Genomic DNA, 25,779 nt, shown 5'->3' with positions numbered 1-25,779 from the left:
AATGAAAAAGTCCCTTATCGGCGCAGGCATGGCGTTTGCCGCAGCTCTGCTCGCAAGCTCGGTAGCTTTCGCCGACATCACCGTTTATTCGGCTGGTCCCGGCAAGCTGATCGAAGGTCTGGCCGCTGGCTTCACAGCCAAGACCGGCACCAAGGTCAATGTGTTTCAGGCAACGACCGGCAAGGTTATGGCCCGTATTGAAGCCGAAGCTGCCAATCCTGTTGTGGACGTTCTGATTTCTGCTTCCTGGGATACAGCAACTGATTTCGCCAAGCGCGATTGGCTGGTTGCTTACACCAGCCCGAATGCTGCAAAAGTTCCTGATTTTCTGAAGAACGAAACCGCTGTTGCACAGGGTGTTTCGGCGCTTGGTATTGCATGGAACCCAAACAGCAAGACGCCAAAGCCAACCGAATGGGCTGATCTGGCCAAACCAGAATATAAGGATCTGGTGAACCTCCCAGATCCATCGCAGTCGGGTGCAACATTTGAACTCGTTGCCGCACTTTCGGAAACACAGGGCTGGGACCTGTTCAAGAACCTGCAGGCAAATGGCGCAGTTGCAGCCGGTGCCAATGCAGAAGCGCTGAACCCAGTGCTTCAGGGTGCAAAGGCCGCTGTTTTTGGTGCTGTCGATTATATCTCGCTGGCTGGCAAAGCCAAGGGCGAAGCTATTGACGTTATCTTCCCGGCATCGGGTACGGTAATTGCGCCACGTCCTGCCATGATCCTCAACTGGTCGAAAAATCAGGACGAAGCCAAGCAGTTCATCGATTACATGCTTTCGGATGAAGGCCAGAAGATGGTTGCTGACACTTACCTGATGCCTGCACGTTCCGACGTTGTGGCTAACCGTCCGCTGATCAATGATCTGAAGATTCTCAAGATCGATGCAGCAGCTGTTTACGGCAAGCGCAATGAAACGTTGAAGGAATTCAACGCGATTTTCGGCGTGAAGAAGTAAAATCCGGGTGGCTCTCCTCAAATTGAGGAGAGCCATTTCTTTTGGCTATTTTTAGATTGCTGTCATTTTTCATGGCAGCTGGAATACCGTAGAGGCAATCATGAGTGCAAAGACCGCTACCGCTGCAAATCCGCTTGGGCTTGTGGCCGTTATCGGCCTCGCTATTGTCGTCGCGGTTCCGTTTATTTTCATTGTCTTACAGGCGATTTTCCCGCAGATCGGGCAGGGCGTGTTCAGCGCACCTTTTGTGCATCTGCCAGCTTTGTTTGAAGATCCAAGACTTCTGCGCATGACCGGCAACACCATTTTGCTTGGTGTCAGCGTCGTGATTTTATCGGCGATTATTGCGGTGCCTCTCGCTGTTTTTCGGGCGCTATATAAAGTGCCGTTTGCGCTGGTGTGGGACGTGCTGATGCTCGTGCCTTTCATGATACCGCCCTATATTGCGACGCTTGGCTGGATCATGACTCTGCAGCCACGCGGCTATCTTGATCAGCTTGCAGGCTTTAACCTCGCGCCTTTTCTGTTTTCGCTTGCCGGCATGACATTCGTGATGGCGCTCAACACGTTTCCGCTGGTTTATTTCGCCGTGTCGCGGACGATTGAAGCTGTTGGCGCACGTTATTCTGATGTTGGCCGTGTTTTTGGTGCGTCGCCTTGGCGGTCGTTTTTCCGCATTACGCTGCCACTTGCAACGCCGGGACTGGCAGCAAGCCTGCTTCTCGTCTTCGCTTCGGCAATTGAGGAATATGGCACACCGGCAGCACTTGGCAGCCGATCCGGTTTTGAAGTGCTGGTAACGGAAATCGATATGCGCATTTCCGATTGGCCGATTGATCTTTCGGGCGCCGCGGTCTTTTCGCTGGCATTGGTTTTGTTATCGCTCGCAGCTTTTATGCTGCAGCGCTGGATTTTGACGCGCCGTTCTTATGTGACAACGGGTGGTAAGCCACAAAACAAAGACAAGCGCGAACTTGGCGTGTTCAAGGTTCCGGTTGTCATCCTGTTTGGTGTAGTCGCTTTTGCTGCAACCGGCGTGCCGCTGCTCGCAATTCTTGCGACAGCCATGTCGAAGACTATTTCCGGTGGGCTTACACTATCCAATCTCGGCTTTGATAATTTTGCAGATATTGCAGATAATAGTGCAGGTGCTATGCGCGCATTGACCAACAGCCTTTCCTTGGGTGTTGCGAGCGCGTTGCTAACCGGATTTCTGGGTGCCGTAGCTGCTTATGCGGTTGTCAAAATGCGCTTTCGTGGGCGGTTCTGGCTTGATGTTCTGACGGTGTTGCCAAACTCTCTTCCCGGTGTCGTAGTTGCGGTCGGTTTGATCCTTGCATGGAACCAGCCATCTTTGCTGATTTCGCCGTATAATACGCCACTGATCCTACTGCTTGCCTATTGCTGCATTCTGTTGCCACAGCCAATCCGCTATGCAACTGCAGCGTTTCATCAAATTGGCGATAATCTTGAAGCCGCCGCGCGCGTTTGCGGTGCAGGTAGTTTTACAACTTTCCGCCGCATCATGCTGCCGCTGATCGCGCCAAGCCTAATTACCGCAATGCTGCTGGTTTTTGCTGTGGCAACGCGTGAGCTGGTCGCTTCGATACTGGTGGCACCTGTTGGGATGCAGACGATCTCGATCTTCATCTGGCGACAGTTTGAGCAAGGTTCGATCGGCCTCGGCATGGCGATGGCTTTCATTGCGATCCTGCTCACAACGCTGCTGCCGCTATTACTGATGGGCCTTCTCAAGCGCACAGGTCTGGTGAAACTCTAATATTGTCGACAAATTGCGTACAGAGATTTATCCTTTCAGCATGTCACCGAGTCCGTGGCAGGCTGAAAGGAATAAGCAATGTCTCTCACTACCCAACGCCCCAGCATTTCCAATGATGAGCGGCTTGAGCGTATCAATGTTCTGCGCCGCAATTTAACCGAAAAAAATATCGGTGCCTTGCTGCTAGGGTCGACTGAGAGCCTGCTTTATTACACTGGCCTTGTCTGGCATTCGAGCGAACGCCTGCTTGGTGCAGTGATTACGCAAAGCGAGATTGTCTATGTCGTTCCGGGTTTTGAGCAAAGCCGTGTGGAAAGCCTTCCGCATCTCCCCGGTGAAATCCGCATCTGGCAGGAAGAGGAAAATAGCGCTGCTCTCGTCGCTTCGCTTCTGAAAGCCGATGAGACACTTGCCGTTGACGAAGCAGTCCCGCTGTTTGTCTATAATGCGTTGCGTCGAGAAATTGGCGCGGATCGTCTTATTGACGCTGGCCCGGTCATTCGTGAGCAGCGTATCGTCAAGTCACAGACTGAAATCGACATTATCAAATATGCCATGGGGCTGACGCTTGAAGTGCATCGTCGTGCGCATCAATTCATTCGTCCGGGCATTGCCGCATCCGATGTGGTGCGCTTTATCGATGAGCAGCATCGCGAAATGGGTGCAAGCGGCTCGACCTTTTGCATCGTTTCTTTTGGTGAAGCGACGTCCCTCCCACATGGTGCCGATGGCGAGCAGTTTTATAAGAATGGCGATGTTATTCTCGTCGATACAGGTTGCCGAATTGATGGCTATCACTCCGATCTGACCCGCACCTATATGCTTGATGAGCCGACAGCCGATTTTGAGCGTATCTGGACTATTGAACGACAGGCACAACAGGCCGTGTTCGATGCTGCAAAGCTTGGTGCTGCCTGTTCCAGCCTCGATGACGCTGCGCGCGCCGTGTTGGTCAAGCATGGCTTGGGGCCGGATTATCAGCTTCCCGGTTTGCCGCATCGTGCAGGTCACGGTCTTGGATTGGAAATTCATGAAGCGCCTTATATCGTGCGTGGCAATCAGTTGCAGCTGGCAGCGGGTATGTGCTTCTCAAATGAACCAATGATTGTCGTGCCGGGGCAGTTTGGTGTGCGTCTGGAAGATCATATTTACATGAGCGCTGATGGTGCGCAGTGGTTTACGCAGCCTGCAAAAGGACCAACGGAACCATTCGCCTAATACTTTCATGAGGAGCTGCCGATGACGGAAAGCGATAACAACGCCATCCCTGAACGCAAGCGCGGTTCTGGCGGGAAGATGGTCTATGACCTGTTGCGCGATGAAATTCTCGATCTGGTGCTGCCGCCTGGCAGCCCGATCGATGAAGTGCAGCTTGCCGAACGGTTTAAAATGTCCCGCACGCCAATCCGTGAAGCTTTGGTGCGGCTGGCGGGCGAGGGGCTGATTGATACGCTGCCTAATCGTTCGACGATGGTGTCGAACATCGACTTCCTCAACATGCATACCTATTTCGACGCACTGACTTTGATGTATCGCGCCACAACACAGCTTGCCGCTAAAAATCATCGGCAGGAAGATCTGGATATCATCGCTTTGCATCAAGCTGAGTTTACCGCAGCTGTGGAAGCACAGGACGCGCTTGGGATGATTGCGACCAATGCAGCTCTGCATCTTGCAATCGCAGAAGCGGGCCGCAATCCATATTTCACCAGTCTTTTTAAACGATTGCTGGATGAGGGGCGGCGCATTTTGCGGCTCTACTATCAGTCTTATAATGATCGTCTGCCACGGCGTTTTGTCGAGGAGCATGAGGAAATGATCGCTGCAATCGCTGCGCGCGACATGAAACTAGCCGAACAGCTGGCGCATGAACATGCAGAGCAGATCGTGCGTCAGGTACAGAAGCTGGTGATGCGCGATGACCGTCTGGAAATAAACCTGTAGCGCCGTGTAATTTCTGTCGACAAATAAAATACAGACTGATATATCAGTTGCAGCGAACTGAAAATGGCCAGATCCATGACAGTCCAATCGCTTTGGTTTTTGTTTGTTGCATTGCCCGTTGTAAAACTGCACCGCAGTTCGACGGTAATGCTCTGAGAGGAGTTTTCGATGGCTGCCAATATTTTTTCCGGCGTGATTCCGGCTCTGATGACCCCGTGCAAGGACGACCGCACGCCTGATTTCGATGCGCTGGTGCGCAAGGGCCAGGAACTGATCGACGCTGGTATGTCGGCTGTCGTTTATTGCGGTTCGATGGGCGACTGGCCTCTGCTTACCGATGAACAGCGTATGGAAGGCGTTGCTCGTCTGACCGCCGCTGGCATTCCGGTTATCGTGGGTACTGGCGCTGTGAACACCGCTGTTGCTGCGGCTCATGCTGCACATGCTCAGAAAGTTGGCGCAAAAGGCCTGATGGTCATCCCGCGTGTTCTGTCGCGTGGCTCGGTGATTGCAGCGCAAAAGGAACACTTCAAGGCTGTGCTTTCGGCTGCTCCTGATCTTCCTGCCGTCATCTACAACAGCCCTTATTATGGCTTTGCAACGCGCGCTGATCTGTTCTTCGCACTGCGTGCGGAGCATCCGAACCTCGTTGGCTTCAAAGAGTTCGGCGGCCCAGCCGACATGCGTTACGCAGCCGAAAACATCACCAGCCGCGATGACGATGTCACGCTAATGATCGGTGTTGATACGGCTGTGTTCCATGGATTTGTGAACTGCGGTGCAACAGGTGCTATCACCGGCATTGGCAACGTTCTGCCGAAGGAAGTCATCCAGATGTGCAAGCTTTCGCAGGCTGCAGCAAAGGGTGATGCGGATGCGCGCCAGCGTGCGCTTGAACTTGAACAGGCGCTTGCTGTTCTGTCCTCTTTTGATGAAGGCCCGGACCTTGTGCTTTACTTCAAGCACATGATGGTTCTGAAGGGTGACAAGGAATATACGCTGCACTTCAACGCAAGCGATAAGCTCTCCGACAGCCAGCGCGGTTATGTTGAAGCGCAGTTCAAGCTCTTCAACAACTGGTATGCCGAGTGGAGCAAGTTGCCCGGCGCTGTTCAGACCTACAAGGCTTGAATATAGAAATAGATTGAAAAAGCCCTCCGTTTGGAGGGCTTTTTTGTTTTGGTTTTTAGTTGATGGCGTCGAGGCCTTTTTCCAGCAGAAGATCGAGTTGGTCGATCTCCGCTTTGGTGAGTTTGATGCCTTCGCTTTCAGACTCAGCGCGTGCCTTGAAGCGACGCTGCGAGGGAAGGCGGGCGCCTTGTCCAACAATAGCGTCAAACAGCATTTCGGCACGCGTAAACGGATCGCCCGGACGGCCTTTCGCAAAAGCTTCCGGTGAAAACGCGATGATCAGTTCGCCATGCACTGGTGACAGAGTCGTCGTGCCGAGGAAGTCGAGTACTTCGGGGCTGGTCAGGTCACCAATCATGATGGCCGCAAGCAGTTCGACCATCGTGCTGATCGCAGAACCCTTATGGCCGCCAAATGGCAGCATGGCACCGGCGAGTGCTGTTTCAGGATCAGTTGTCGGGTTGCCTTCCGCATCCAGCGCCCAGCCTTCCGGTAGTTGTTTACCAGCGCGGCGATGTAATTCGATTTCGCCACGTGCTGCAACCGATGTTGCAAAGTCGAAGACATAAGGCGAGGTTTCCTTGCGCGGCCAGCCAAATGCAAAAGGATTGGTGCCGAGCAGTGGTTTGTTGCCGCCCGTTGGCGCAACGGTCGCGTAGCTTGGGCACATGACGAGGGCGGCCAGTCCTTCGTTCGTCAGTGCTTCGACCTCTGGCCAGAGTGCTGAAAAATGTGTGCAATCATTGATAACAAGCGCTGCAATACCATTCTTACGCGTGCGCTCGGCAAGCACAGGAACACCTGTTTCAAATGCAGCATTGGCGAAGCCAAAGTTGGCGTTCACCCGCACGATGCTTGAAGCTTCATCGGCCACAATTTCAGGAATCGCGTCTGCTTTTACCTTCCCGGCCTTGACTGTGCGCAGCGCACCTTCGATACGATATATGCCGTGGGATTTGCAGTGATCGCGTTCACCCGCGATAATAACATGCGTGACAGCAGCAGCCTGTATAGCGTTCAGCCCTGCTTTACGAAAAATCGCCTCTACGCGGTCGTGAAGCGTGGCAATGCTCAGGATGGTGGTCTCGCTCATCATGCATCTTTCATGGCTAAACCTGCATGGAACGTCCCGCAGGCAATTGATATGTGCGCACACACTGTATACAAACAAACAGGGTATACAATCATTAGACAAGTACAATTTAGATGCAGTGAGATACTGGCTTAATTGTGCGTTGATTTCTACAGGAGGATGGACGAATGGCATTTACGCCCAAAGGGAAACACTTTGTTGCTGGCGAATGGCTCGATGGAGCCGGGACTTTTCAATCTTCACCAGCAAGTGGGCCAGCGCATTCGTTTGCAGTCGGTACAGTCGAGCTGGTGAACCGCGCTTGTGAAGCTGCGGAAGATGCTTTCTGGTCTTATGGCTATTCGACCCGCACTGAGCGCGCCACATTCCTGCGCGCTATCGCCGACGAAATCGAAGCACGCATTGCTGATATCGTTGTTATAGGCTCGCAGGAAACTGGCTTGCCGGAAGCGCGTCTTCAGGGCGAAACCGGCCGCACCACTGGACAGCTGCGTTTGTTCGCTGATCATATCGAAAAAGGCGACTATCTTGATCGCCGTTTTGATGCTGCACTTCCTGATCGTCAGCCAGCACCACGTCCAGAAATTCGTCTCGTTCAGCGCCCAATTGGTCCTGTTGCAGTCTTTGGGGCGTCCAATTTCCCAATGGCGTTTTCGACAGCCGGTGGTGACACAGCAGCAGCACTTGCAGCTGGTTGCCCAGTTGTCGTGAAGGGCCATTCGGCGCATCCCGGCACAGGTGAAATCGTGGCGCAAGCCGTTGAAGCCGCTATCAAGAAGACCGGCGTTCATCCGGGCGTGTTCTCGCTCATTCAGGGCGGCCGTCGTGATGTTGGCCATGCGCTGGTTCAGAACCCTTATATCAAGGCTGTTGGCTTCACCGGTTCACTCGGTGGTGGTCGTGCATTGTTCGATCTTTGCGCTGCACGTCCTGAGCCAATCCCATTCTTTGGCGAACTCGGTTCGGTTAACCCGATGTTCCTTCTGCCAGAAGCAATGAAGGCACGTGCTGAAACGCTCGGACAGGGTTGGGCTGGTTCGCTCACCATGGGCGCAGGTCAGTTCTGCACCAATCCGGGTATCGCCGTTGTTCTCGATGGCGCAGATGCCGATACCTTCACAACTGCTGCTGTCGAAGGTCTCAAAAAAGTTGCTCCGCAGACCATGCTGACTGATGGTATTGCGCAGGCATACCACGAAGGCAAAGAGCGTTTTGAAACGCGCAATGCCGTGAAACCGCTTTATGAAACCGAGTCATCGGGTCGTCAGGTTTCGCCAAATCTGTTTGAAACAACTGGCGAGCGCTTCCTGTCTGACCATGCGCTTGGTGAAGAAGTGTTCGGTCCTCTTGGACTGGTCATCCGCGTTGGTTCCGTCGATGAAATGGAAAAGCTTGCGCGTGGCTTTGAAGGTCAGCTGACTGCAACGATTCACATGGATGCAGGCGACATTGCTGAAGCACAAAAGCTTCTGCCGGTGCTGGAGCGCAAAGCGGGCCGCGTTCTCGTCAATGGCTTCCCAACTGGCGTTGAAGTTGTGGATTCAATGGTTCACGGCGGACCATACCCGGCATCGACAAACTTCGGCGCAACCAGCGTTGGAACAATGTCGATCCGCCGCTTCCTGCGCCCAGTTTCTTACCAGAACTTCCCGAAGGAACTTCTGCCAGAAGATTTTGCGTAAGCGCGCGAATACGTAGTAGAAAGCCCCGCTTAGGCGGGGCTTTTTTGTTAAAAGTCCTGCTTCATGCCGCCCGGCAAAAGTATCGCTGCTTTTTCAATTGTTGCGGGATCGCGGCCTGTTTCCTGGCAAAAGCGAAGCAGCGTTGGCTCGTGGCTTAAGTAGAATTGCAGCACGCCTGCAAGAAAACCAGGCTCTTGTGCAGCAGAGCGAATTGAAGAGACTTCGATGCCCGTCAAAGCGAGAAAACGCGGCATCAGATCGTTATCTTGTGCCATCCACACGAGTGCTTCCACCGCAAGAGCTTCTGCCTCTGTCTCACTCATGACAGTTTTCATATTAGTTCTCTCCGCTTTAAGCTCAGTCAGTGTGCCGTAGATCGCTGAAAATTCGATTCACGCTGATTTGCACTATACGCTAAAATGAAAGGCAATTTCAGTTGTTGGGTGAAATCACTGCAATGTCGGATTTGGTAGAATATTTGCTATTCGTCAATCAAATACGCTTAAACTACATAGAATCCATGTGGGCGTAATGGGCACAACAAACCTGTCGTGTGGCGGACAAGAATAAGGCCAGGGAATATTCGATGACCAAAACTGTGATGATCGTCGAGGACAACGAACTGAATATGAAGTTGTTTCGCGATCTAATCGAAGCCAGTGGATATGAGACCATCAGGACCAGAAGTGGCCTTGAGGCGCTTGATCTTGCCCGTGAACATCGCCCCGATCTGATTTTGATGGATATTCAGTTGCCTGAAGTTTCCGGTCTGGAAGTCACAAAATGGCTTAAGGACGACGAGGAGCTCAAGCATATTCCGGTCATCGCCGTCACCGCATTTGCGATGAAGGGTGATGAGGAACGCATTCGACAGGGCGGTTGCGAGGCTTACATATCCAAGCCAATTTCTGTTCCGCGTTTTATTGAGACGATAAAGTCTTATCTCGGCGATGCCTGATTATTTTGAATAAAGGCACGTTCGCGGTATAAGGTTTTAGGGGGGGGCAGGGGATCATGACAGCACGAATTCTCGTCGTGGACGATGTAGAATCGAGCGTAAAGCTGCTCGAAGCTCTGCTTTTGCGCGAATATTACGAAGTTGTGTCCGCTTATAATGGTGCGGAGGCGATCGAAATCTGTCTGGGTGGGCAGATTGATGTCGTCATTCTTGATGTTTTGATGCCGGGTATCAATGGTTTTGAAGTCTGTCGTCGTCTGAAAGACGATCCGCGCACGACAAATATACCCGTTGTGATGTTAACGGCGCTTAATAGCGCTCAAGACAAGATCACAGGTCTTGAAGCTGGCGCAGACGATTTTATGACGAAGCCAGTGAATGATCAGCAACTGCTTTCGCGCGTCAAAAGTCTTGCCCGTTTGAAGATGGTTTCAGATGAATTGTTTCAAAGAACCGGCACGGTCGCCGATACAGAAGTTGAAGCACTGCTCGTTACCAAGCTTTCCGGTCGTTTCGGTGGTGGAGAAGACGCCGCGCGCATTCTGATCGTTGACGAGAACGAAATTGCGGCTGCACGACTGCGCGTGATTCTGGGCGAAGACTATTTCGTCGATGTGGCCAATGATGCCAATGATGCGCTCATTAAGGCGATTGAGAACGACTATGACAGCATCGTCATTTCAGCTGATTTTACTTATTATGATCCGCTGCGCCTCTGTTCGCAGATACGAACGATTGAACGCACGAGGCTTGTGCCGATCATTCTGATCGTCAATGAAGATGAAGGCTCGTTAGTTGTTCGTGCACTTGAGTTGGGTGTGAATGATTATGTCATGCGTCCATTGGAGAAGCTGGAGCTTTATGCGCGATTGCGCACACAGATCAAACGCAAGTGCTACAATGATCTTTTGCGCCAGAGCCTGCATCGTACCATAACTATGGCGGTTACAGACAGCCTCACAGGGCTGCATAACCGCCGTTACCTTGATACGCACCTGCCAGTGCTTCTATCGCGTGCTACAGGCCGTGAGAGGCCGTTAACGGTCATCATGATCGACTTCGACCACTTCAAGCGCGTCAATGATCAATATGGTCATGATGGCGGCGATGATGTGTTGCGAGAATTTGCTACGCGGTTGCGCACAAAGATTCGCGGCATGGATGTAATGTGCCGCTACGGCGGTGAAGAATTTGCCATCGTGTTACCGGATACTGATTTGGCTTCTGCTGCGGCCGTTGCAGAGCGAATTCGTGATGCAGTATCAGAAGAGCCATTCTTGCTTGCTGGCGGCAAGCATCAGATTGCTATGACAATTAGCATCGGCATTGCGTCGCTTCGCTTGATGGGTGGCGATACGGTCGAAGCGCTTTTCGCGCGTACGGATGCAGCCCTTTATGAGGCCAAGAAAAAAGGTCGCAATCGGATCGTTCTTTCGGCGGCCTGAATGCCTTAAACAGCGCCTAACAAAAAAGCCGTCTCATAAGAGACGGCTTTTTGATTCCTGCCAGTTATTCTGGCGGCAGAAACGAATTACTTAATCTTCGTTTCCTTGAAGTCGACGTGCTTGCGCGCGATCGGGTCGTACTTAGTCTTTGTCATCTTATCCGTCATCGTGCGGCTGTTCTTCTTCGTTACGTAGAAGAAGCCGGTGTCAGCGGTCGACAAAAGCTTAATCTTGATGGTCGTAGCCTTGGCCATATCGAAATACCTGCTCTTTTATGATTAAACCGCTACGAGTCTCACCTGTTGGTAAGAAGCGGAAATTCGGCGCGACACTACGGTTTAGCGGCGAAAAGTCAACCCCGCTTCTTCTTTTGAACGAGCCTAATCGTAGCAAAGAGTGCAAAAGCCGCAAAAAAGATGCCGAGTGTGAGCGGGAATCCCTTGGGTCCCATCGCATCCATGCCGACTCCAACCGCTTGCGGGCCTGCCAGCATTCCGATTGCATAGCAGAAGATGAATGCAGCATTGGCGGATGCAAGTTCGCGTCCCGTCAGCTCAGAACCAAGATGGGCAAGGCCTACGGTATAGAGACCGGCGACCACGCCGCCCCACAAAAACAGTACGGCGGCCATAAGATACCAGCTGTGCATAAGGTAGGGCAGGGCGATCATTCCGATAAGGCCGGTGACAGCGCAAAACAGCAGCAATTTGCGGCGATCTGAAATCTTGTCGCTGATGATTCCCAATGGAATCTGCATCAACACATTGCCAAGGCCGATCATGGTCAGCAGCAATGCGGCATCGCCTTCGCTAAAGCCTACGCGTGCGCCAAAGACCGGGAACAGTGCGAAGCCACCAGTTTCAACAGCGCCGAAAACGAAGACGGCCATCGTCGCGGCTGGAACTGCAAAGATAAACGGCAGGAAGGGAACATGTTCGCCCTCCTCGAAATCTGGACTATCGCGCCATGCGATCAATACTGGAATGATGGCAATCAGAATGATTGCGAAACCGACATAGAAAGGCATGCCACCAGCACTGCCGATCTTTGAGAACAGCCAAGGTCCAAGGGCAAAGCCCATTGATAGGGATGTCGCATAGATGCCAAGCACCAAGCCTCGCTTTTCTGGCGGAGCGGAAGCATTGATCCAATATTCCGAGAGAACGAAAAGCACGGTCAGTGCGAAATGCAGTACGATTCGCAGTGCGAACCATGCCCAAAGTGGCTGGAAAAAGTGAAAACCAAGAAATGCGAAACTGCCGATAACCAGCATAAGAACGATTGCTTTGGCCACGCCGAGGCGCGCTGCAATCGGTGCTGCAAGGGGTGCTGCAACAATGGAAGCAAGGCCAGCGACAGCAGTATTGGCACCAATCAGACTGGCCGAGTGACCGCGACTTTCGAGCAAAACGCTTAAAAGCGGAATGCCAAGACCGATAGCGGCCCCCATAGCGCTGATCGTGGCAATTGCTGCCGCAAGCGAACGCCAATGCAATTCGCCTTCATTAGGCCCGTTGCCAGGTTGCCGCGCTGCGAGATCGGCAGGATGAATTTCTTTGTTCATAAGGTTAGATCACTTCACGCACAAAGCGGCCATGCCGCTTGCTGTATTGTACCACCGGAAGGGTGGCTGGCAATTCGTGCCGGGTTTCTGTCAGCAGCGTCTGCGCTTCTTTCAGAATGGCCTGAGTAATACGGGCAACATCCAGTTTATCAACCTCATCGATAGAAACCCAATTCAAATCCTGTAGTTCTCCACCGGGAACAAGTTGCTGGTTCGGCAGTTCTGGCAGGCTGTCACGAAAAGCAATGAAAAAACGCGCATCAAATCGGCGGACATTTCCGGGCGGCGTGATTGCGCGTGCAAAATAGCGCAGATCGCCTAGCGCAGGCAGCGCACCACCTTCCAGAAATGATAACCAGTCCTTGTTTGCAGGAGAATTGCCACCGTTTGATGACATGGCTTCGTGGTGATTTCGTCGGGCAAAACGAAGCCCGGTTTCCTCAAATGTTTCGCGAATGGCGCAAAGTCCGAGCGCTCGTGCTCGGCGTTGTGAGGCACGCGATCCCATCCCTGTAACGAGCTTGACCGTGTCCTCAGCGGTTAATTCGGATGCAGCAGCCATGCTGCCATCGCCGGGGTCGGCCCGACCTCCCGGAAACACGTATTTTCCGGGCATGAAAGCAAGAGATGGATGGCGACGTCCCATCAAAATACGCGGGATACTTTCTGTCCGATCAACAAGAAGAAGCGAAGCTGCATCGCGTGGGCGAAGCAGCGGTTTTATTTTATCATTTGTGGTGTGTGAGGCGGAGGTCACGGGGAAAACCCTGTCAGGTAACGTCGCCGTATTCACCTTCGCCTTTTCCGCCAAAACCATGCATGAACAAGGCCCATTGCAGTCCAATGGTAGCACCCTTGATCGGTTGCAGAAGCGCCAGCGACATGAGAACGATCATCGGTCCCCAAATGGCCATATGCGCTACGAGCGAAAGGTTTGTTGTTGCTTCAACGCCCATGAAGGCACCGACAACGATATGACCGACAATCAAAATTGTCAGGTAGGCAGGAAGATCATCGGCGCGCTGCTCCGTATAATCTTCATCGCAAACGGAGCAATGATCGACGGGCTTTACAAAAGAGCGAAACAGTTTGCCTTCGCCGCAATGCGGGCAGCGAGACTTAAACCCGCGCCACATAGCTTGTCCAAGATTGCGTGTTGGCCGGGCTGTTTTCTCGCTATCGCCACCGAAAACGTGGATTTGATTATCTGTTGAACTGGCCTCTAACGTGCTCATTTGCGACCTTTTCTTTTTGAGCGCGAAACGCCTGCTGGCTTTCCTGTGCGCCCGCGCATTCCCTTGGTTGCCTTATGATGCGAACGCGTCGACATCGGCAGGGAGTGCGGTTCCGAAACCATCTCAAAACGAAGCGCACCCGCGACAGGGAGCGCTTCCACTAGCTTCACCGTCACCGTATCGCCGAGACGGAAGCCTTTTCCGCTTCTTTCACCCGCGAGTGCGTGGTTTGCTTCATCATACAGATAGTATTCATTGCCCAAAGTTGAAATGGGCACAAGTCCGTCTGCGCCATATGTCGCAAGAGATACGAAAAGTCCGGCTCTTGTAACGCCGGTAACACGGCCCTCATACTCGTCGCCGAGATGCGCTGCGAGGAAATGCGCAATCAGGCGGTCAACGGTTTCGCGTTCGGCCAACATGGCACGGCGTTCGGTTGACGAAATAAGTGCCGCTGTTTCCACGAGCTGCGCTTCTTCAGCGGTGGTCAGGCCGTCATTGCCAAGTCCGAGCGCCTTCACCAATGCGCGATGCACGATCAGATCGGCGTAGCGGCGAATAGGCGAGGTGAAATGCGCATATTTGTGCAAATGCAGTCCGAAATGGCCAATATTATCAGGGCTATAAATCGCTTGGCTCTGCGTGCGCAGAACAACTTGATTGACCAGATCCTGATGATCGGTGCCGTCAACGGCTTCAAGAATACGGTTGAACTGGCCGGGCTTGAGTTCCGCGCCTTTGGCAAGGCTCAGATCAAGCGTACGTAGAAATTCGCGGAGCGATTCCTGTTTGGCAAGCGCTGGGGCATCATGGATACGGAAGATGAGCGGCTGGCGTTTCGCTTCCAGAGCTTCTGCCGCAGCCACATTGGCCTGAATCATAAACTCTTCAATGAGCTTATGCGCATCCAGGCGTTCCGGCACGATGACCTTTTCGACCTTGCCATCAGGCGCGAGAATGATTTTCTTCTCAGGTAAATCAAGCTCAAGCGGCTCACGCGCATCCCGTCCGCGTTTAAGCGCTGCATAGGCAGCCCAAAGCGGCTTCAGGATGGTTTCGAGGATCGGTGCGGTCTTCTCGTCCGTTGCGCCGTCAATCGCTGCCTGTGCCTGCTGATAGGATAGCTTGGCATGTGAGCGCATAAGGATGCGATGGAACTTATGCGACTTCTTATGACCGTTTGCGTCAAACACCATCCGCACGGCAAGCGCTGGGCGGTCTTCCAGTTCACGCAACGAACACAGATCGTTTGAAATGCGTTCAGGCAGCATCGGCACCACCCGATCCGGGAAATAAACTGAATTGCCGCGCTTCAATGCCTCGCGATCAAGGGCTGAGTTGGGGCGAATGTAAGCGGCAACATCGGCAATCGCTACAACAGCGACAAAGCCACCGAGATTATTCGGATCGGTATCTGGTTCTGCGTAAACCGCGTCATCGTGGTCTTTTGCATCTGCTGGGTCGATGGTCAGCAGAGGCATTTCGCGCCAGTCTTCACGACCATCCAGCGTTGCGGGCTTTGCAGCCGCTGCTTCACGCAGAACTTCCTCAGGGAAGATATGCGGGATTTCATGCTCATGAATAGCGATCATCGACAGCGCTTTTTCACTGTCAACGGAACCAACGACCTGACGAACCTTACCGCTTGGCAGACCATAGCGGCGCGACGACAGAAGTTCCACTTCGACCAGATCACCACTTTTCGCATCTAACAGCGATTGCGCGTCAAGCTGTACTTCTGGCTGTTTGCGATTGACCGGCTCAAGCCGCCATTCGCCATTGCTCAGCTTGCGCAAAACGCCAAGCACAGCATTGTTGTTTTGCTCAAGAACCTTGATGACACGCGCCGAGTATTCCGGACCGTCATGCTCTTTGCTGCGGAAAATTTTTGCCAAGACGCGATCACCGACGCCCACAACCGGACCATCGGATGTTTTGTTCAAACGCGTGCGACGGATCAAAATGACGGGTGGTTTGCCATATTCCGCCTCGTCCCAATCGACCGGGCTAGCGACGAGGCCACCTTCTTTATCGCGACCAGTGATGTTCAAACTGGCAATCGGCGGCAAGGAACCCGGACGTGACAGGCGACGGTCGCGCTTTTCGACCAAGCCTTCATCGCTTAGTTCACGCAACAGGTCTTTGAGATAAACCCGTGCATCACCTTTGATGTTGAACGCTTTAGCCAACTCGCGCTTGCCTGCACGGTCAGGATTTTCCTCGATAAATTTGAGGACTTCCTCACGCGTTGGCAGATAAGCAATCGGGTCGGCTGATTTTGCTTCGTTCAATTTCGCTGTTGCTGCACGCCGTTCGGTCCGTGCGGATCGTCCGGTATCGGGTTTTGGGAAACGACGTGCCAATTCTTACTCCTCTGCCGACTTAGCTTTTGCTTTAGACGGGGCCTTTGCTTTGGGTGCGGCTATTTTCTTCGCTGCTGGCTTTTTAGCCGCAGCTTTTTTCGGCGCGGCTTTCTTCTCGCCATCTGCCGATTTAGCGGCTGATTTACGAGCCGGAGCCTTCTTGGTCTTGGTGCTGCCAGCTTTGGCAGCGATCAGAACCAACGCTTCTTCCATGGTCACACTTGCCGGGTCTTGACCCTTTGGAAGCGTAGCATTGACCTTGCCCCAATTCACATATGGACCGTAACGACCGTCACGAACAGTGATTGAACCGCCATCCGGGTGATCGCCAAGTGTTGCAAGTGCGGTAGGGGTTGCACGGCCACGACCGCCACCGTTGGACTTCTTGTCTGCAAGCACAGCAACAGCGCGGTTCAGACCAACAGAGAAGACTTCTTCTGCGTTTTCAAGGTTCGCGAAAGTTCCATCATGGCTGACATAAGGGCCGTAGCGGCCGATGCCTGCCGAGATCATTTTGCCGGTTTCAGGATGCTGTCCGACGTCGCGTGGCAGTGACAGAAGAGCAATCGCCTTTTCATGATCGACCGTATCCAGTGACCAACCCTTTGGCAGGCTGGCGCGCTTGGCTTCCTTGCCTTCGCCACGTTGGATATACGGGCCAAAGCGCCCACTGCGTGCCGTGATTTCTTCGTTCGTGAATGGGTCTTTGCCAAGTGATTTTGGCTCATCGGAAGCTGCGGCGTCACCATTGCCTTCGCCATTAAGCTGACGGGTGAACTTGCACTCAGGATAGTTGGAGCAGCCAACGAACGCGCCATATTTGCCGAGCTTCAGCGAAAGCTGACCCGTGCCGCAGGTTGGGCACGAGCGTGGATCGCTGCCATCGCCACGATCAGGGAAAGCGAGCGGTGCAAGTTCTTCATTCAACGCATCAAGAACATTGGTAACACGCAGCTCTTTGATATCATCGATGGAGCCTGAGAAGTCGCGCCAGAAATCGCGCAATACGTCTTTCCACAGCAACTTGCCGTCAGAAATCAGATCGAGCTTTTCTTCCAGATCAGCGGTGAAATCATATTCCACATAGCGTTTGAAGAAGCTTTCGAGGAACGACGTAACCAGACGACCTTTCGGATCGGGTGTCAGCTTGCGCTTGTCGATAGTGATATATTCGCGGTCGCGAAGAGTTGCGAGTGTCGCGGCATAAGTCGATGGACGACCAATGCCCAGTTCTTCCATCTTTTTGATGAGCGAAGCTTCAGAATAACGCGGCGGTGGTTCTGTCGAATGCTGTGTGGCATCGATTTTTTCGCGTGCAATCGCTTCGCCCGAACGAATTTCAGGCAGCTTTGCGCTATCTTCATCCTCGTCCTCTTCCTCACGGTGGTCGGTATAGGCGGCGAGGAAGCCGTCGAACTTTGTTACCGAACCGTTGGCGCGTAGCATTGCTGATTTCGAGCCATTGGTGGCTTCGATGTCTGCGGTCGTGCGTTCAATGTCTGCTGCCTGCATTTGGCTGGCAATTGTACGCTTCCAGATCAGTTCATAGAGGCGGGCCTGATCTTCATCAAGGAAACGGCGCATTTCTTTTGGATGACGTGAGAAATCCGTTGGGCGGATTGCTTCGTGCGCTTCCTGCGCATTCTTGGCCTTGCTGGAATAATAGCGCGGCTTTTCCGGCACGTAATTCGGACCGAAGTTTTTGCCAATCGTTTCACGCGCAGCGGTAATTGCTTCCGGTGCAATCTGCACACCGTCAGTACGCATATAGGTGATCAAACCGGCAGTTTCGCCGCCAATGTCGACACCTTCATAAAGACGCTGCGCAACCTGCATGGTGCGCGAGGCCGAAAAACCAAGCTGGCCGGATGCGGCCTGCTGCAGCGTTGAGGTGGTGAATGGAGGGCCGGGATTGCGCTTGGTCGGCTTTGCTTCGACAGAAACAGCCTTAAAGCTTGCGCCTTCAAGCATTGTGCGAATTGCCGTTGCCTGCTCTTCATTTTTAATGTCGAGCTTGCCGAGCTTCTTGCCATCAACTGCCGTGAGGCGTGCGATAAAGGCATCATTGCGCGGCGTTTTCAACGAAGCAGCAATATTCCAATATTCTTCACGGATAAAGCGTTCGATCTCAGATTCGCGATCACAAACCAGACGCAATGCGACCGACTGAACACGTCCAGCGGAACGAGCGCCCGGCAGCTTGCGCCACAGAACCGGCGATAGATTGAAACCGACGAGATAGTCCAGCGCACGGCGTGCCAGATAGGCATCGACCAACGGCACGTCGAGGTCACGCGGATTGGCGATGGCGTCGAGAACCGATTTCTTGGTGATGGCGTTGAACGCTACACGCTTTACGGTTTTGCCCTTAAGCGCCTTTTTCTGGTTCAGAACTTCAAGCACATGCCACGAAATAGCTTCGCCTTCGCGATCCGGATCGGTTGCGAGAAACAATGCGTCGCTATCTTTGAGCGCCTTGATAATATCGGCCAGTCGTTTGGAAGAATTGCTATCCACTTCCCATGACATAGCAAAGTCTTCATCCGGGCGAACTGAGCCATCCTTAGCTGGCAGATCGCGCACGTGACCGAACGAGGCCAGAACCGTATAGTTCGAGCCAAGATATTTATTGATTGTTTTTGCCTTTGCAGGCGATTCTACGACGACAACATTCATTAAAGCAGCCCAGATTCGCGATCTTCACAGGCAAAATGCCAATTCATCGCGTTCAAATTGTTGCCATTCACATGAACAGCGGTTTGCGTTTGGTCAAGAGCGACATGCGAAAAATCGTCAAATACAACCTAAGATTGATGTTGTTAATTATAAACCAGATGGTAGTATTGCTGTGGGGTATATCCAAATGCAGATATCAAATGGATGATTTTAGGATGGAGATAAACGAACGATCTTGGGGGCAAGTATGGTTCAACGGGTGGCGACACGCCGGGAGTTGTTGATGTATATTGAGCAAATGCTTGAGGAATTGATTGTCATGGCTAAAGAAACTAATCAGCCTTTGCTTGTTTACATGATGGATATGGCGTTGCAGGAGGCAAAAGAAGGCAGCCGCAAACGCAAATCTGCAAAATAATATTCAAATATATTTTCTATTGAGGCACCAATGCCACCTGATTGCCGGGATAGCGTAAAAGCCGCCCGGCAAGATCAAGTTCTAACAAAATGAGTTGCGCGCTGCTGGCATCAAGGCTTGTATGGCGCACAAGACTATCCACATCAATCGGCACAACACTTAGCGCATCAAGCAGAATGTCGCGCTGCTCGTCGGTGGTTATTGCATGTGGCGGTTCTGGCGGTTCGTCAAATTGTTTGAGCAGGTCCGGTTGATCTTCGTCACTGTGAATTGCTTCTCGACCTATCAGTGGGTTCAGGGCTTCAATAACGTCATCGGCATTTGTGACGAGTGTGGCCCCTTGTTTCAGCAATGAATTGGTTCCGCGAGCGCGTGGATCAAGCGGAGAGCCGGGTACGGCAAACACCGTGCGGCCCATTTCGCCTGCCATACGTGCACTGATAAGCGAACCTGAGCGTTCTGCTGCTTCGACGACGATCAATCCGAGCGACAGCCCTGCGATGATACGGTTGCGACGGGGGAAATCGCGTGAGCGTGGTTCTGCACCCATCGGCATTTCGGTGATTAATGCGCTCTCATGTTCCGGTATTGCGCGATAGATGGGCAGGTTTTCGGGTGGATAGGGTCGATCAAGACCACCGGCCAGTACAGCGACGGTTCCACTTGTCAAACTCGCCTTGTGTGCCGCTGCGTCAATTCCGCGTGCTTGGCCTGAAACAATTGCGAAGCCAGCGTCACCAAGATCGCGTGCTAGTCTTTCCGTGAAGCGGGCACCGACAACGGATGCATTGCGCGATCCCACAATTGCAACGGGTGGTTTGCGAAAGACATTTGGATTGCCCTTGATAATGACAAGCGGCGGTGGTGCCTCGCAGTTTTTAAGCTGTTGTGGGTAGTCAGGTTCGCCCATGCCGACAAGCCGCGCGCCTATGCGCTCAATCGCTTCAATCTCGCGTTCGGCATCTTCAAGCGGCGTAACACGTACGGGCTTTGAACCACCGCCACGTATATTAAGATCAGGAAGCCGTTCTATGGCACTGGCCGCAGAGCCACAAAACATGATGAGATCGCGGAACGCGACGGGTCCGATATTTTCAGTACGAATGAGACGCAGCCAATTGAGCCGCTGCTTATCTGAGAGGCGAATTCCGTTTTTTGAATTCGCGCTCTGCTTCATCCCTTTTTGCCAATCTTGCTTTCAGTGCCGCTTAGAAGGCGTGAAATATTGGCGTGGTGTTTGATGAAAATGATAATTGTCATAATTGCAAACAGGGTCGCAATCGACAGATCACCACGAACATAAAGCGCGATTGGGACAATGAGGCTGGCCACAAGTGCAGACAGCGACGAATAGCGGGTGAGTAGGGCGGTTACGATCCAAGCAGCGATGAAAATCAGTGCGCTGGGCCATGCGAGGCCAAGCAGAATGCCGAGATAGGTCGCAACACCTTTACCGCCTTTGAAGCCGATCCAAACCGGAAATAGATGGCCGATAAACGCACCAAAACCGGCAGCGATAGCCGCATCCTGACCGAATTTTGAGGCAATGAGGACAGCTGCTGTGCCTTTCAGTGCATCAAGAATAAGTGTTGCCGCGGCGAGTTTCTTATTTCCGGTACGCAAAACATTGGTTGCGCCAATGTTGCCCGAGCCAATTGAACGTACATCGCCCAGTCCTGCCAGCCGTGTCAGGACAAGCCCGAAGGGAATGGAACCAAGGATATAGCCAAATATCAGCGTGCCGAGTGTCACCAAATTGATCAGACCTGCTTCGGCCATGAAACTCCCCATATCTTCTTTATGAATTCAGTTGAGAAGAAAAGCCGTCTAAAATCAAGACGGCTTTTCAAAATTCGTGTGAGCGGCAAGAAAAGCCTAAGGCATTATTCTTGATGCTTATTTAGTGACTGCTAAGCCGTATAAACGGTTTTCCCGCCAACGATCGTGCGGTTGACACGGCCCTGGAAGCGGGCACCTTCAAAACAGCTGTTTTTCGAGCGCGAATGCAGGTCTTCTTCACGAACCACCCATGGCTCATCCAGATCGACAATCGCAAGATCAGCCTTTGCGCCAGGCTTCAGTGTGCCAGCGTCCAGACCGAAGATACGGGCAGGAGCGGTTGAAAGCACTTCCACCAGACGAAGCAACGGAATGCTGTCATTGTGGTGAAGGCGAAGAGCCGCTGCCAGCAGTGTTTCCAGTCCAATTGCGCCCGCTTCTGCATCCGCAAAAGGCAAGCGTTTAGTATCCACGTCCTGCGGATCATGGGCTGATACAACAATGTCGATGGTGCCGTTTTTGACGGCTTCAACCATTGCCAGACGATCCTGCTCACTACGCAAGGGCGGTGACAGACGGAAGAAGGTGCGGAACTCACCAATGTCATTCTCGTTGAGTGAGAGATGATTGATGGAAATGCCAGCGGTGACATTTGCGCCAAGGTCTTTTGACCGCTTGAGCGCATCAGCAGACATGGCGCAGGAAATCTGTGCCGCGTGATATTTGCTGCGGGTGAGCGCAGCCAGACGCAGATCACGTTCCAGTGGAATCACTTCTGCTTCACGTGGACTTCCCGAAAGACCAAGCCAGCTCGCAAACAGGCCTTCATTCATAACGCCATTGGCACCGAGATATGGATCGCGGGTTTCACAGGCAATGACGGCATCGAAGTCGCGCGCATAGGTGAGTGCGCGACGCATCAACTGCGTGTTGGCAATCGTATGGCGACCTTCGGTGAAGGCAACGGCTCCTGCATCTCGAAGCAGGCCGATTTCGGTCATTTCTTCGCCGTGCAAGCCCTTAGTAATGGCTGCTGCGGGGTGCACATTGACGATGGCGGTGTCGCGCGCCGTGCGCTTGACAAACTCAACCAGTGCCACATCATCAATTACCGGATCGGTATCGGGCATCATGATAATCGAGGTTACACCGCCCGCCGCTGCGGCCTGACTGGCCGATGCAATGGTTTCGCGGTGTTCCGCACCCGGTTCGCCGACAAAGACGCGGGAATCAACGAGACCCGGCAAAATCGCCATGCCATTCAGGTTAATGACTTCAGCACCTTCAGGTACGCCCTGATTGCGGGCGTCAGCACCGCTGGCGACGATTTTATCGTCTTTGATCAGCAGGCTTCCGATTTCATCAAGCCCGCGTGACGGATCAATGATGCGGGCATTTTCAAAAAGGATCGCACTCATGAGCGTTCTCCTGCAATTTCTGCGCGGCGCGGATCGAGCAGGGCTTCCATAACCGCCATACGCACCGCCACACCCATTTCCACCTGCTGCTGGATCATACTCTGCGGACCGTCTGCGACGTCGGATGCAATCTCGACACCTCGATTCATCGGGCCGGGATGCATAACCAGTGCGTCAGGCCGTGCGAGTTTCAGCTTTTCTTTGTCGAGACCGTAGAAGCGGAAATATTCACGCACTGAAGGTACGAAGGAACCAGCCATACGCTCGCGTTGAAGGCGCAGCATCATGACCACGTCGGCGTCTTTCAGGCCTTCTTCCATGGTGTTGTAAACTTCAACACTCATATCGGCGATGCCGGAGGGCAGCAGGGTCGAAGGGGCGACGACACGAACCCGTGCGCCAAGTGCATTGAGAAGCAGAATGTTGGAGCGCGCAACGCGCGAGTGAAGCACATCACCGCAAATGGCAACGATCAGGTTTCCGATGTCGCCTTTGGCGCGGCGGATGGTCAGTGCATCAAGCAGCGCTTGTGTTGGGTGTTCATGCGCGCCATCGCCCGCATTGACGACTGCACAACCGACTTTTTGCGCAAGGAGTGCTGCAGCACCGGCAGACGCATGGCGTATAACCAGAATGTCTGGCTGCATGGCGTTCAACGTCATCGCGGTGTCGATGAGCGTTTCGCCCTTCTTGACCGATGAATTGCCGACCGACATGTTCATCACGTCCGCGCCCAGCCGTTTTCCGGCGAGTTCAAACGATGATTGCGTTCGCGTCGATGCTTCAAAGAAGAGGTTGATCTGGGTGCGACCGCGCAGCACGGACTTTTTCTTCTCGGACTGTCTTGAGACAGCCACTTCCTGATCTGCAAGATCGAGAAGACAATTAATGTCCAGGGGCGATAGCCCCTTGATGCCAAGCAGGTGGCGATGAGGATAAATCGGTGAGACCGTTTGATTTGTCATGGCAAGTCACCCGTATAGAGCCGCAAGAACTGGACCGCAACCGCCCTTATAATGGCTTTGGCCGATTCACAAAGAAAAACCTGTATTCTTTGGGCATAAAGCGGTGGGCTGTGTGAAAATGTTAGGAAATTACGATGCAAGAAAGCATAGAATATTAAATCGCTGAGCTTCAAAAGGCTCGCGAGCTGATTTTGAATTGACCAGAACCAAACGGATGAGCCTGTGAAAACGCACGAAGTCACCAACCAGACACCGTCCATGACGGGCACAAATGCATATCTGGGCGATCCGCTTCTGATACAGATCGCAGCACGCTTTCCCAAAGAACTGCATTCTGATCTGGAAAACACCGGACGTTTTGTCATGTCGGCGGAAGCGCAGGATCTGGCGCGCCTTGCCAATACAGAGCTTCCAAAGCTGCGTACCCATGATCGTCAGGGTCGGCGATCTGATCTGGTGGAATATCACCCCGCCTATCATGCGCTAATGCGCCGTTCGATTGCACAGGGTCTACATTGCTCGATTTGGGAAGCCAATCCAGCTGAAGCCGGACGTCGCCATCAGGCACGCGCTGCGCGCTTCTTCTTGACCGCACAGCTTGAGGCAGGGCATCTGTGCCCGCTCACCATGACCAATGCGTCGCTTGCTGCCGTCATGGCGTCGCCTGATCTTTACAAGGAATGGTCGCCGCAGATTTTGTCGCGCAAATATGATTCCTCGCAAAAGCCTGCCTTGCAAAAGCATGGCATAACGCTTGGCATGGGCATGACCGAGAAGCAGGGCGGCACGGATGTGCGCGCCAATACAACCAGCGCCGAACGCAACGAAGACGGCACCTATACAATCAGTGGTCATAAGTGGTTTATGTCGGCTCCAATGTCGGATGCTTTTCTGGTGCTGGCGCAGGCGGAAGAAGGTCTGTCCTGTTTCTTGTTGCCGCGCCTGACCAATGAAGCGGCTGGCAACGGCTTCTTCTTCCAGCGTCTCAAAGACAAGCTCGGCAACAAATCCAATGCCTCCGCAGAAGTCGAGTTCGATGGCGCTATCGGTCATCTGGTCGGCAATCTGGGCGAGGGCGTCAAAACCATCATGGATATGGTCACGCTGACGCGGCTTGATTGTGCTGTTGCCTCTGCTGGCCTTATGCGTTCGGGACTGGCTGAGGCCGTTCATCATGCACGTCATCGCGAAGTGGGTGGGCAAAAGCTGATCGAACAACCGCTGATGAGCCGCGTTCTCGCTGATATGGCGCTTGATGTGGCGGGTGCGACTGCACTGTCCATGCGTCTGGCGCGTGCCTTTGACATGGCTGCAAGTGACCGCGCAGAAGCGGCTTTTGCGCGCTGCATGACGCCGGTTGTTAAATATTGGGTCTGCAAGATTGCACCGGCATTGCTTTATGAAGCGATGGAATGCCTTGGCGGCAATGGCTATGTTGAAGATGGCAATCTTGCACGCGCTTATCGCGAAGCGCCGGTCAATGCGATATGGGAAGGCTCGGGCAATGTCATGGCGCTTGATGTGGCGCGTGTGCTTTCGCGTGCACCGGCACTGTTCGACGAAGTTCTCGACTGGATTAGCGGACAGTTGGGTGTACGCGGGCAGGGCACCATTGATGTGTTGCAGGCAGCTTTGCAGCTAACCGAAACCGATCAGGGTGTTGCACGCCTTCTGACGGAGCAGCTCGCTTATGCTGCTGCAGCTGCAGAACTGCGCAATCTTGGGGCAGATGATGTGGCAGACGCGTTTATTGAGACACGTCTTGGCGGGCAGTGGCGTTCGACCTATGGCATGCTGGATGCACGACACAATGCCAACCGGATATTGGATCAGCTTTATCCTGCGTCGTAATCGCTGTCGTCAAAATGCGATGAGCGCAGCATGTGCAGACGATCCAGTGCACCTTGCAGGATGAAGGAAGCTGCGGCCGAATCGATGCGTTCGGCCCGCTTGCCGCGGGAAACATCCATGCCGATCAGCGCGCGTTCGGCAGCGACTGTTGAAAGCCGCTCGTCCCAATAGACGAAAGGCAGATCGGTCAGGGGCTGCATGGTGCGCACGAAGGCACGCGTTGCCTGAACGCGTGGTCCGGCTGAACCATCCATGTTCATAGGCAGGCCAATAATGATGACGCCAACTTTGTCGGCTTCAAGCGCTTTGAGCAGCACCTGTGCATCGATTGTGAACTTGGTGCGTTTAACCACAGGACGTGGATGCGAGAACGACAGGCCGAGATCAGAAACTGCAAGGCCAATAGTTTTAGTGCCAAGGTCCAGCCCGGCGACAGTCTGGCCGGGTTGCAGGATTTCCAAAACGTCTTCGATTTCAACGACGGCCATGTGTCCTCATAGTATTTTGATCAGG

At 53.2% G+C, this 25,779-nt stretch carries 23 protein-coding genes; 10 read left to right on the top strand and 13 right to left on the bottom strand.

The window, feature by feature from the left end; translation table 11 throughout:
- Position 1: 1 nt before the first annotated feature.
- The 5 genes from ACOZHT_RS07645 to ACOZHT_RS07625 all read left to right on the top strand — a co-directional run bounded on the left by ACOZHT_RS07645 (position 2) and on the right by ACOZHT_RS07625 (position 5,819).
- Complete coding sequence (locus ACOZHT_RS07645) at positions 2–964, top strand: ABC transporter substrate-binding protein (protein WP_339509730.1); 963 nt, start codon at positions 2–4, stop codon at positions 962–964.
- Positions 965–1,064: 100 nt separating this feature from the next.
- The gene (locus ACOZHT_RS07640) at positions 1,065–2,744 is read left to right on the top strand and encodes an iron ABC transporter permease (protein ID WP_339509728.1); all 1,680 of its coding nucleotides are present in this window, start codon (positions 1,065–1,067) and stop codon (positions 2,742–2,744) included.
- 78 nt (positions 2,745–2,822) lie between these two features.
- Positions 2,823–3,962 carry a Xaa-Pro peptidase family protein gene (locus ACOZHT_RS07635; protein ID WP_339509725.1) on the top strand — a complete coding sequence of 380 codons (1,140 nt, stop codon included), beginning with the start codon at positions 2,823–2,825 and terminating at the stop codon, positions 3,960–3,962.
- Positions 3,963–3,983: 21 nt separating this feature from the next.
- The gene (locus ACOZHT_RS07630; protein ID WP_339509724.1) at positions 3,984–4,688 is read left to right on the top strand and encodes a GntR family transcriptional regulator; all 705 of its coding nucleotides are present in this window, start codon (positions 3,984–3,986) and stop codon (positions 4,686–4,688) included.
- A gap of 168 nt (positions 4,689–4,856) precedes the next feature.
- Complete coding sequence (locus tag ACOZHT_RS07625) at positions 4,857–5,819, top strand: dihydrodipicolinate synthase family protein (RefSeq protein ID WP_421565548.1); 963 nt, start codon at positions 4,857–4,859, stop codon at positions 5,817–5,819.
- Positions 5,820–5,874: 55 nt separating this feature from the next.
- Here the strand turns inward: ACOZHT_RS07625 and ACOZHT_RS07620 are convergent, their stop codons facing one another.
- A complete protein-coding gene (locus ACOZHT_RS07620) occupies positions 5,875–6,912 on the bottom strand; it encodes an Ldh family oxidoreductase (protein WP_339510323.1) in 1,038 nt (345 codons plus the stop codon).
- 167 nt (positions 6,913–7,079) lie between these two features.
- Between ACOZHT_RS07620 and ACOZHT_RS07615 the strand changes: the two genes are divergently transcribed.
- Positions 7,080–8,594, top strand: coding sequence for an aldehyde dehydrogenase (NADP(+)) (locus ACOZHT_RS07615; RefSeq protein WP_339509719.1), 1,515 nt, complete (start codon positions 7,080–7,082; stop codon positions 8,592–8,594).
- A 47-nt stretch (positions 8,595–8,641) separates the two neighbouring features.
- Here ACOZHT_RS07615 and ACOZHT_RS07610 read toward each other — a convergent pair whose 3' ends face one another.
- Entirely contained in the window at positions 8,642–8,929 is a 288-nt protein-coding gene (locus tag ACOZHT_RS07610) for a DUF3572 domain-containing protein (protein WP_339509717.1), read from the bottom strand.
- Positions 8,930–9,180: 251 nt separating this feature from the next.
- Between ACOZHT_RS07610 and ACOZHT_RS07605 the strand changes: the two genes are divergently transcribed.
- Together ACOZHT_RS07605 and ACOZHT_RS07600 are read left to right on the top strand one after the other, a co-directional pair.
- Positions 9,181–9,552 (top strand): response regulator, encoded by a 372-nt coding sequence (locus tag ACOZHT_RS07605; protein WP_250042903.1) that lies wholly within the window; start codon positions 9,181–9,183, stop codon positions 9,550–9,552.
- A 56-nt stretch (positions 9,553–9,608) separates the two neighbouring features.
- A complete protein-coding gene (locus ACOZHT_RS07600; RefSeq protein WP_339509713.1) occupies positions 9,609–10,997 on the top strand; it encodes a PleD family two-component system response regulator in 1,389 nt (462 codons plus the stop codon).
- Between the two features lie 86 nt (positions 10,998–11,083).
- Here the strand turns inward: ACOZHT_RS07600 and rpmG are convergent, their stop codons facing one another.
- The 6 genes from rpmG to topA all read right to left on the bottom strand — a co-directional run bounded on the left by rpmG (position 11,084) and on the right by topA (position 18,835).
- Positions 11,084–11,251, bottom strand: coding sequence for a 50S ribosomal protein L33 (gene rpmG, locus ACOZHT_RS07595; protein WP_094508422.1), 168 nt, complete (start codon positions 11,249–11,251; stop codon positions 11,084–11,086).
- A 98-nt stretch (positions 11,252–11,349) separates the two neighbouring features.
- On the bottom strand, positions 11,350–12,492 hold the full coding sequence (locus tag ACOZHT_RS07590; RefSeq protein ID WP_339510321.1) for an MFS transporter: 1,143 nt from the start codon (positions 12,490–12,492) through the stop codon (positions 11,350–11,352).
- 73 nt (positions 12,493–12,565) lie between these two features.
- Entirely contained in the window at positions 12,566–13,177 is a 612-nt protein-coding gene (locus ACOZHT_RS07585) for an NUDIX hydrolase (protein WP_339510319.1), read from the bottom strand.
- A gap of 154 nt (positions 13,178–13,331) precedes the next feature.
- Positions 13,332–13,796, bottom strand: coding sequence for a DUF983 domain-containing protein (locus ACOZHT_RS07580; protein ID WP_339509709.1), 465 nt, complete (start codon positions 13,794–13,796; stop codon positions 13,332–13,334).
- Positions 13,793–16,159, bottom strand: a complete 2,367-nt coding sequence (rnr, locus tag ACOZHT_RS07575; protein WP_339509707.1) for a ribonuclease R — start codon at positions 16,157–16,159, stop codon at positions 13,793–13,795. The genes ACOZHT_RS07580 and rnr overlap by 4 nt, the downstream gene beginning before the upstream one ends.
- A gap of 3 nt (positions 16,160–16,162) precedes the next feature.
- Positions 16,163–18,835, bottom strand: coding sequence for a type I DNA topoisomerase (gene topA, locus ACOZHT_RS07570; protein WP_339509705.1), 2,673 nt, complete (start codon positions 18,833–18,835; stop codon positions 16,163–16,165).
- 247 nt (positions 18,836–19,082) lie between these two features.
- Here topA and ACOZHT_RS07565 point away from each other — a divergent pair, with 247 nt between their 5' ends.
- The gene (locus tag ACOZHT_RS07565; RefSeq protein ID WP_310011323.1) at positions 19,083–19,253 is read left to right on the top strand and encodes a hypothetical protein; all 171 of its coding nucleotides are present in this window, start codon (positions 19,083–19,085) and stop codon (positions 19,251–19,253) included.
- A 16-nt stretch (positions 19,254–19,269) separates the two neighbouring features.
- Here the strand turns inward: ACOZHT_RS07565 and dprA are convergent, their stop codons facing one another.
- From dprA to ACOZHT_RS07545, 4 genes are all read right to left on the bottom strand, one after another.
- Positions 19,270–20,430, bottom strand: a complete 1,161-nt coding sequence (dprA, locus tag ACOZHT_RS07560; RefSeq protein ID WP_421565547.1) for a DNA-processing protein DprA — start codon at positions 20,428–20,430, stop codon at positions 19,270–19,272.
- Positions 20,427–21,032, bottom strand: a complete 606-nt coding sequence (gene plsY, locus ACOZHT_RS07555; protein ID WP_339509700.1) for a glycerol-3-phosphate 1-O-acyltransferase PlsY — start codon at positions 21,030–21,032, stop codon at positions 20,427–20,429. The genes dprA and plsY overlap by 4 nt, the downstream gene beginning before the upstream one ends.
- Before the next feature lie 131 nt (positions 21,033–21,163).
- Positions 21,164–22,450 (bottom strand): dihydroorotase, encoded by a 1,287-nt coding sequence (locus ACOZHT_RS07550; protein ID WP_339509699.1) that lies wholly within the window; start codon positions 22,448–22,450, stop codon positions 21,164–21,166.
- Entirely contained in the window at positions 22,447–23,415 is a 969-nt protein-coding gene (locus ACOZHT_RS07545) for an aspartate carbamoyltransferase catalytic subunit (RefSeq protein ID WP_339509698.1), read from the bottom strand. Before ACOZHT_RS07545 ends, ACOZHT_RS07550 begins: the two co-directional genes overlap by 4 nt.
- A gap of 222 nt (positions 23,416–23,637) precedes the next feature.
- Between ACOZHT_RS07545 and ACOZHT_RS07540 the strand changes: the two genes are divergently transcribed.
- Positions 23,638–25,266: an acyl-CoA dehydrogenase family protein gene (locus ACOZHT_RS07540; RefSeq protein ID WP_339509697.1), complete on the top strand. Its 1,629-nt coding sequence runs from the start codon at positions 23,638–23,640 to the stop codon at positions 25,264–25,266.
- Here the strand turns inward: ACOZHT_RS07540 and ruvX are convergent.
- Positions 25,251–25,754: a Holliday junction resolvase RuvX gene (ruvX, locus tag ACOZHT_RS07535; protein WP_339509696.1), complete on the bottom strand. Its 504-nt coding sequence runs from the start codon at positions 25,752–25,754 to the stop codon at positions 25,251–25,253. The genes ACOZHT_RS07540 and ruvX overlap by 16 nt on opposite strands.
- Positions 25,755–25,779 lie beyond the last annotated feature (25 nt).

The organism is Ochrobactrum sp. EDr1-4, assembly GCF_049199085.1.
In the GTDB taxonomy this organism is placed as follows: domain Bacteria; phylum Pseudomonadota; class Alphaproteobacteria; order Rhizobiales; family Rhizobiaceae; genus Brucella.
This window is presented reverse-complemented; position numbering and strand designations above follow the sequence as displayed.

Coding starts and splice junctions, on each gene's coding strand:
- ACOZHT_RS07645 (WP_339509730.1), top strand. CDS start 2: ATGAAAAAGTCCCTTATCGGCGCAGGCATGGCGTTTGCCGCAGCTCTG.
- ACOZHT_RS07640 (WP_339509728.1), top strand. CDS start 1,065: ATGAGTGCAAAGACCGCTACCGCTGCAAATCCGCTTGGGCTTGTGGCC.
- ACOZHT_RS07635 (WP_339509725.1), top strand. CDS start 2,823: ATGTCTCTCACTACCCAACGCCCCAGCATTTCCAATGATGAGCGGCTT.
- ACOZHT_RS07630 (WP_339509724.1), top strand. CDS start 3,984: ATGACGGAAAGCGATAACAACGCCATCCCTGAACGCAAGCGCGGTTCT.
- ACOZHT_RS07625 (WP_421565548.1), top strand. CDS start 4,857: ATGGCTGCCAATATTTTTTCCGGCGTGATTCCGGCTCTGATGACCCCG.
- ACOZHT_RS07620 (WP_339510323.1), bottom strand. CDS start 6,912: ATGAGCGAGACCACCATCCTGAGCATTGCCACGCTTCACGACCGCGTA.
- ACOZHT_RS07615 (WP_339509719.1), top strand. CDS start 7,080: ATGGCATTTACGCCCAAAGGGAAACACTTTGTTGCTGGCGAATGGCTC.
- ACOZHT_RS07610 (WP_339509717.1), bottom strand. CDS start 8,929: ATGAAAACTGTCATGAGTGAGACAGAGGCAGAAGCTCTTGCGGTGGAA.
- ACOZHT_RS07605 (WP_250042903.1), top strand. CDS start 9,181: ATGACCAAAACTGTGATGATCGTCGAGGACAACGAACTGAATATGAAG.
- ACOZHT_RS07600 (WP_339509713.1), top strand. CDS start 9,609: ATGACAGCACGAATTCTCGTCGTGGACGATGTAGAATCGAGCGTAAAG.
- rpmG (WP_094508422.1), bottom strand. CDS start 11,251: ATGGCCAAGGCTACGACCATCAAGATTAAGCTTTTGTCGACCGCTGAC.
- ACOZHT_RS07585 (WP_339510319.1), bottom strand. CDS start 13,177: ATGCCCGGAAAATACGTGTTTCCGGGAGGTCGGGCCGACCCCGGCGAT.
- ACOZHT_RS07580 (WP_339509709.1), bottom strand. CDS start 13,796: ATGAGCACGTTAGAGGCCAGTTCAACAGATAATCAAATCCACGTTTTC.
- topA (WP_339509705.1), bottom strand. CDS start 18,835: ATGAATGTTGTCGTCGTAGAATCGCCTGCAAAGGCAAAAACAATCAAT.
- ACOZHT_RS07565 (WP_310011323.1), top strand. CDS start 19,083: ATGGTTCAACGGGTGGCGACACGCCGGGAGTTGTTGATGTATATTGAG.
- dprA (WP_421565547.1), bottom strand. CDS start 20,430: ATGAAGCAGAGCGCGAATTCAAAAAACGGAATTCGCCTCTCAGATAAG.
- plsY (WP_339509700.1), bottom strand. CDS start 21,032: ATGGCCGAAGCAGGTCTGATCAATTTGGTGACACTCGGCACGCTGATA.
- ACOZHT_RS07550 (WP_339509699.1), bottom strand. CDS start 22,450: ATGAGTGCGATCCTTTTTGAAAATGCCCGCATCATTGATCCGTCACGC.
- ACOZHT_RS07545 (WP_339509698.1), bottom strand. CDS start 23,415: ATGACAAATCAAACGGTCTCACCGATTTATCCTCATCGCCACCTGCTT.
- ruvX (WP_339509696.1), bottom strand. CDS start 25,754: ATGGCCGTCGTTGAAATCGAAGACGTTTTGGAAATCCTGCAACCCGGC.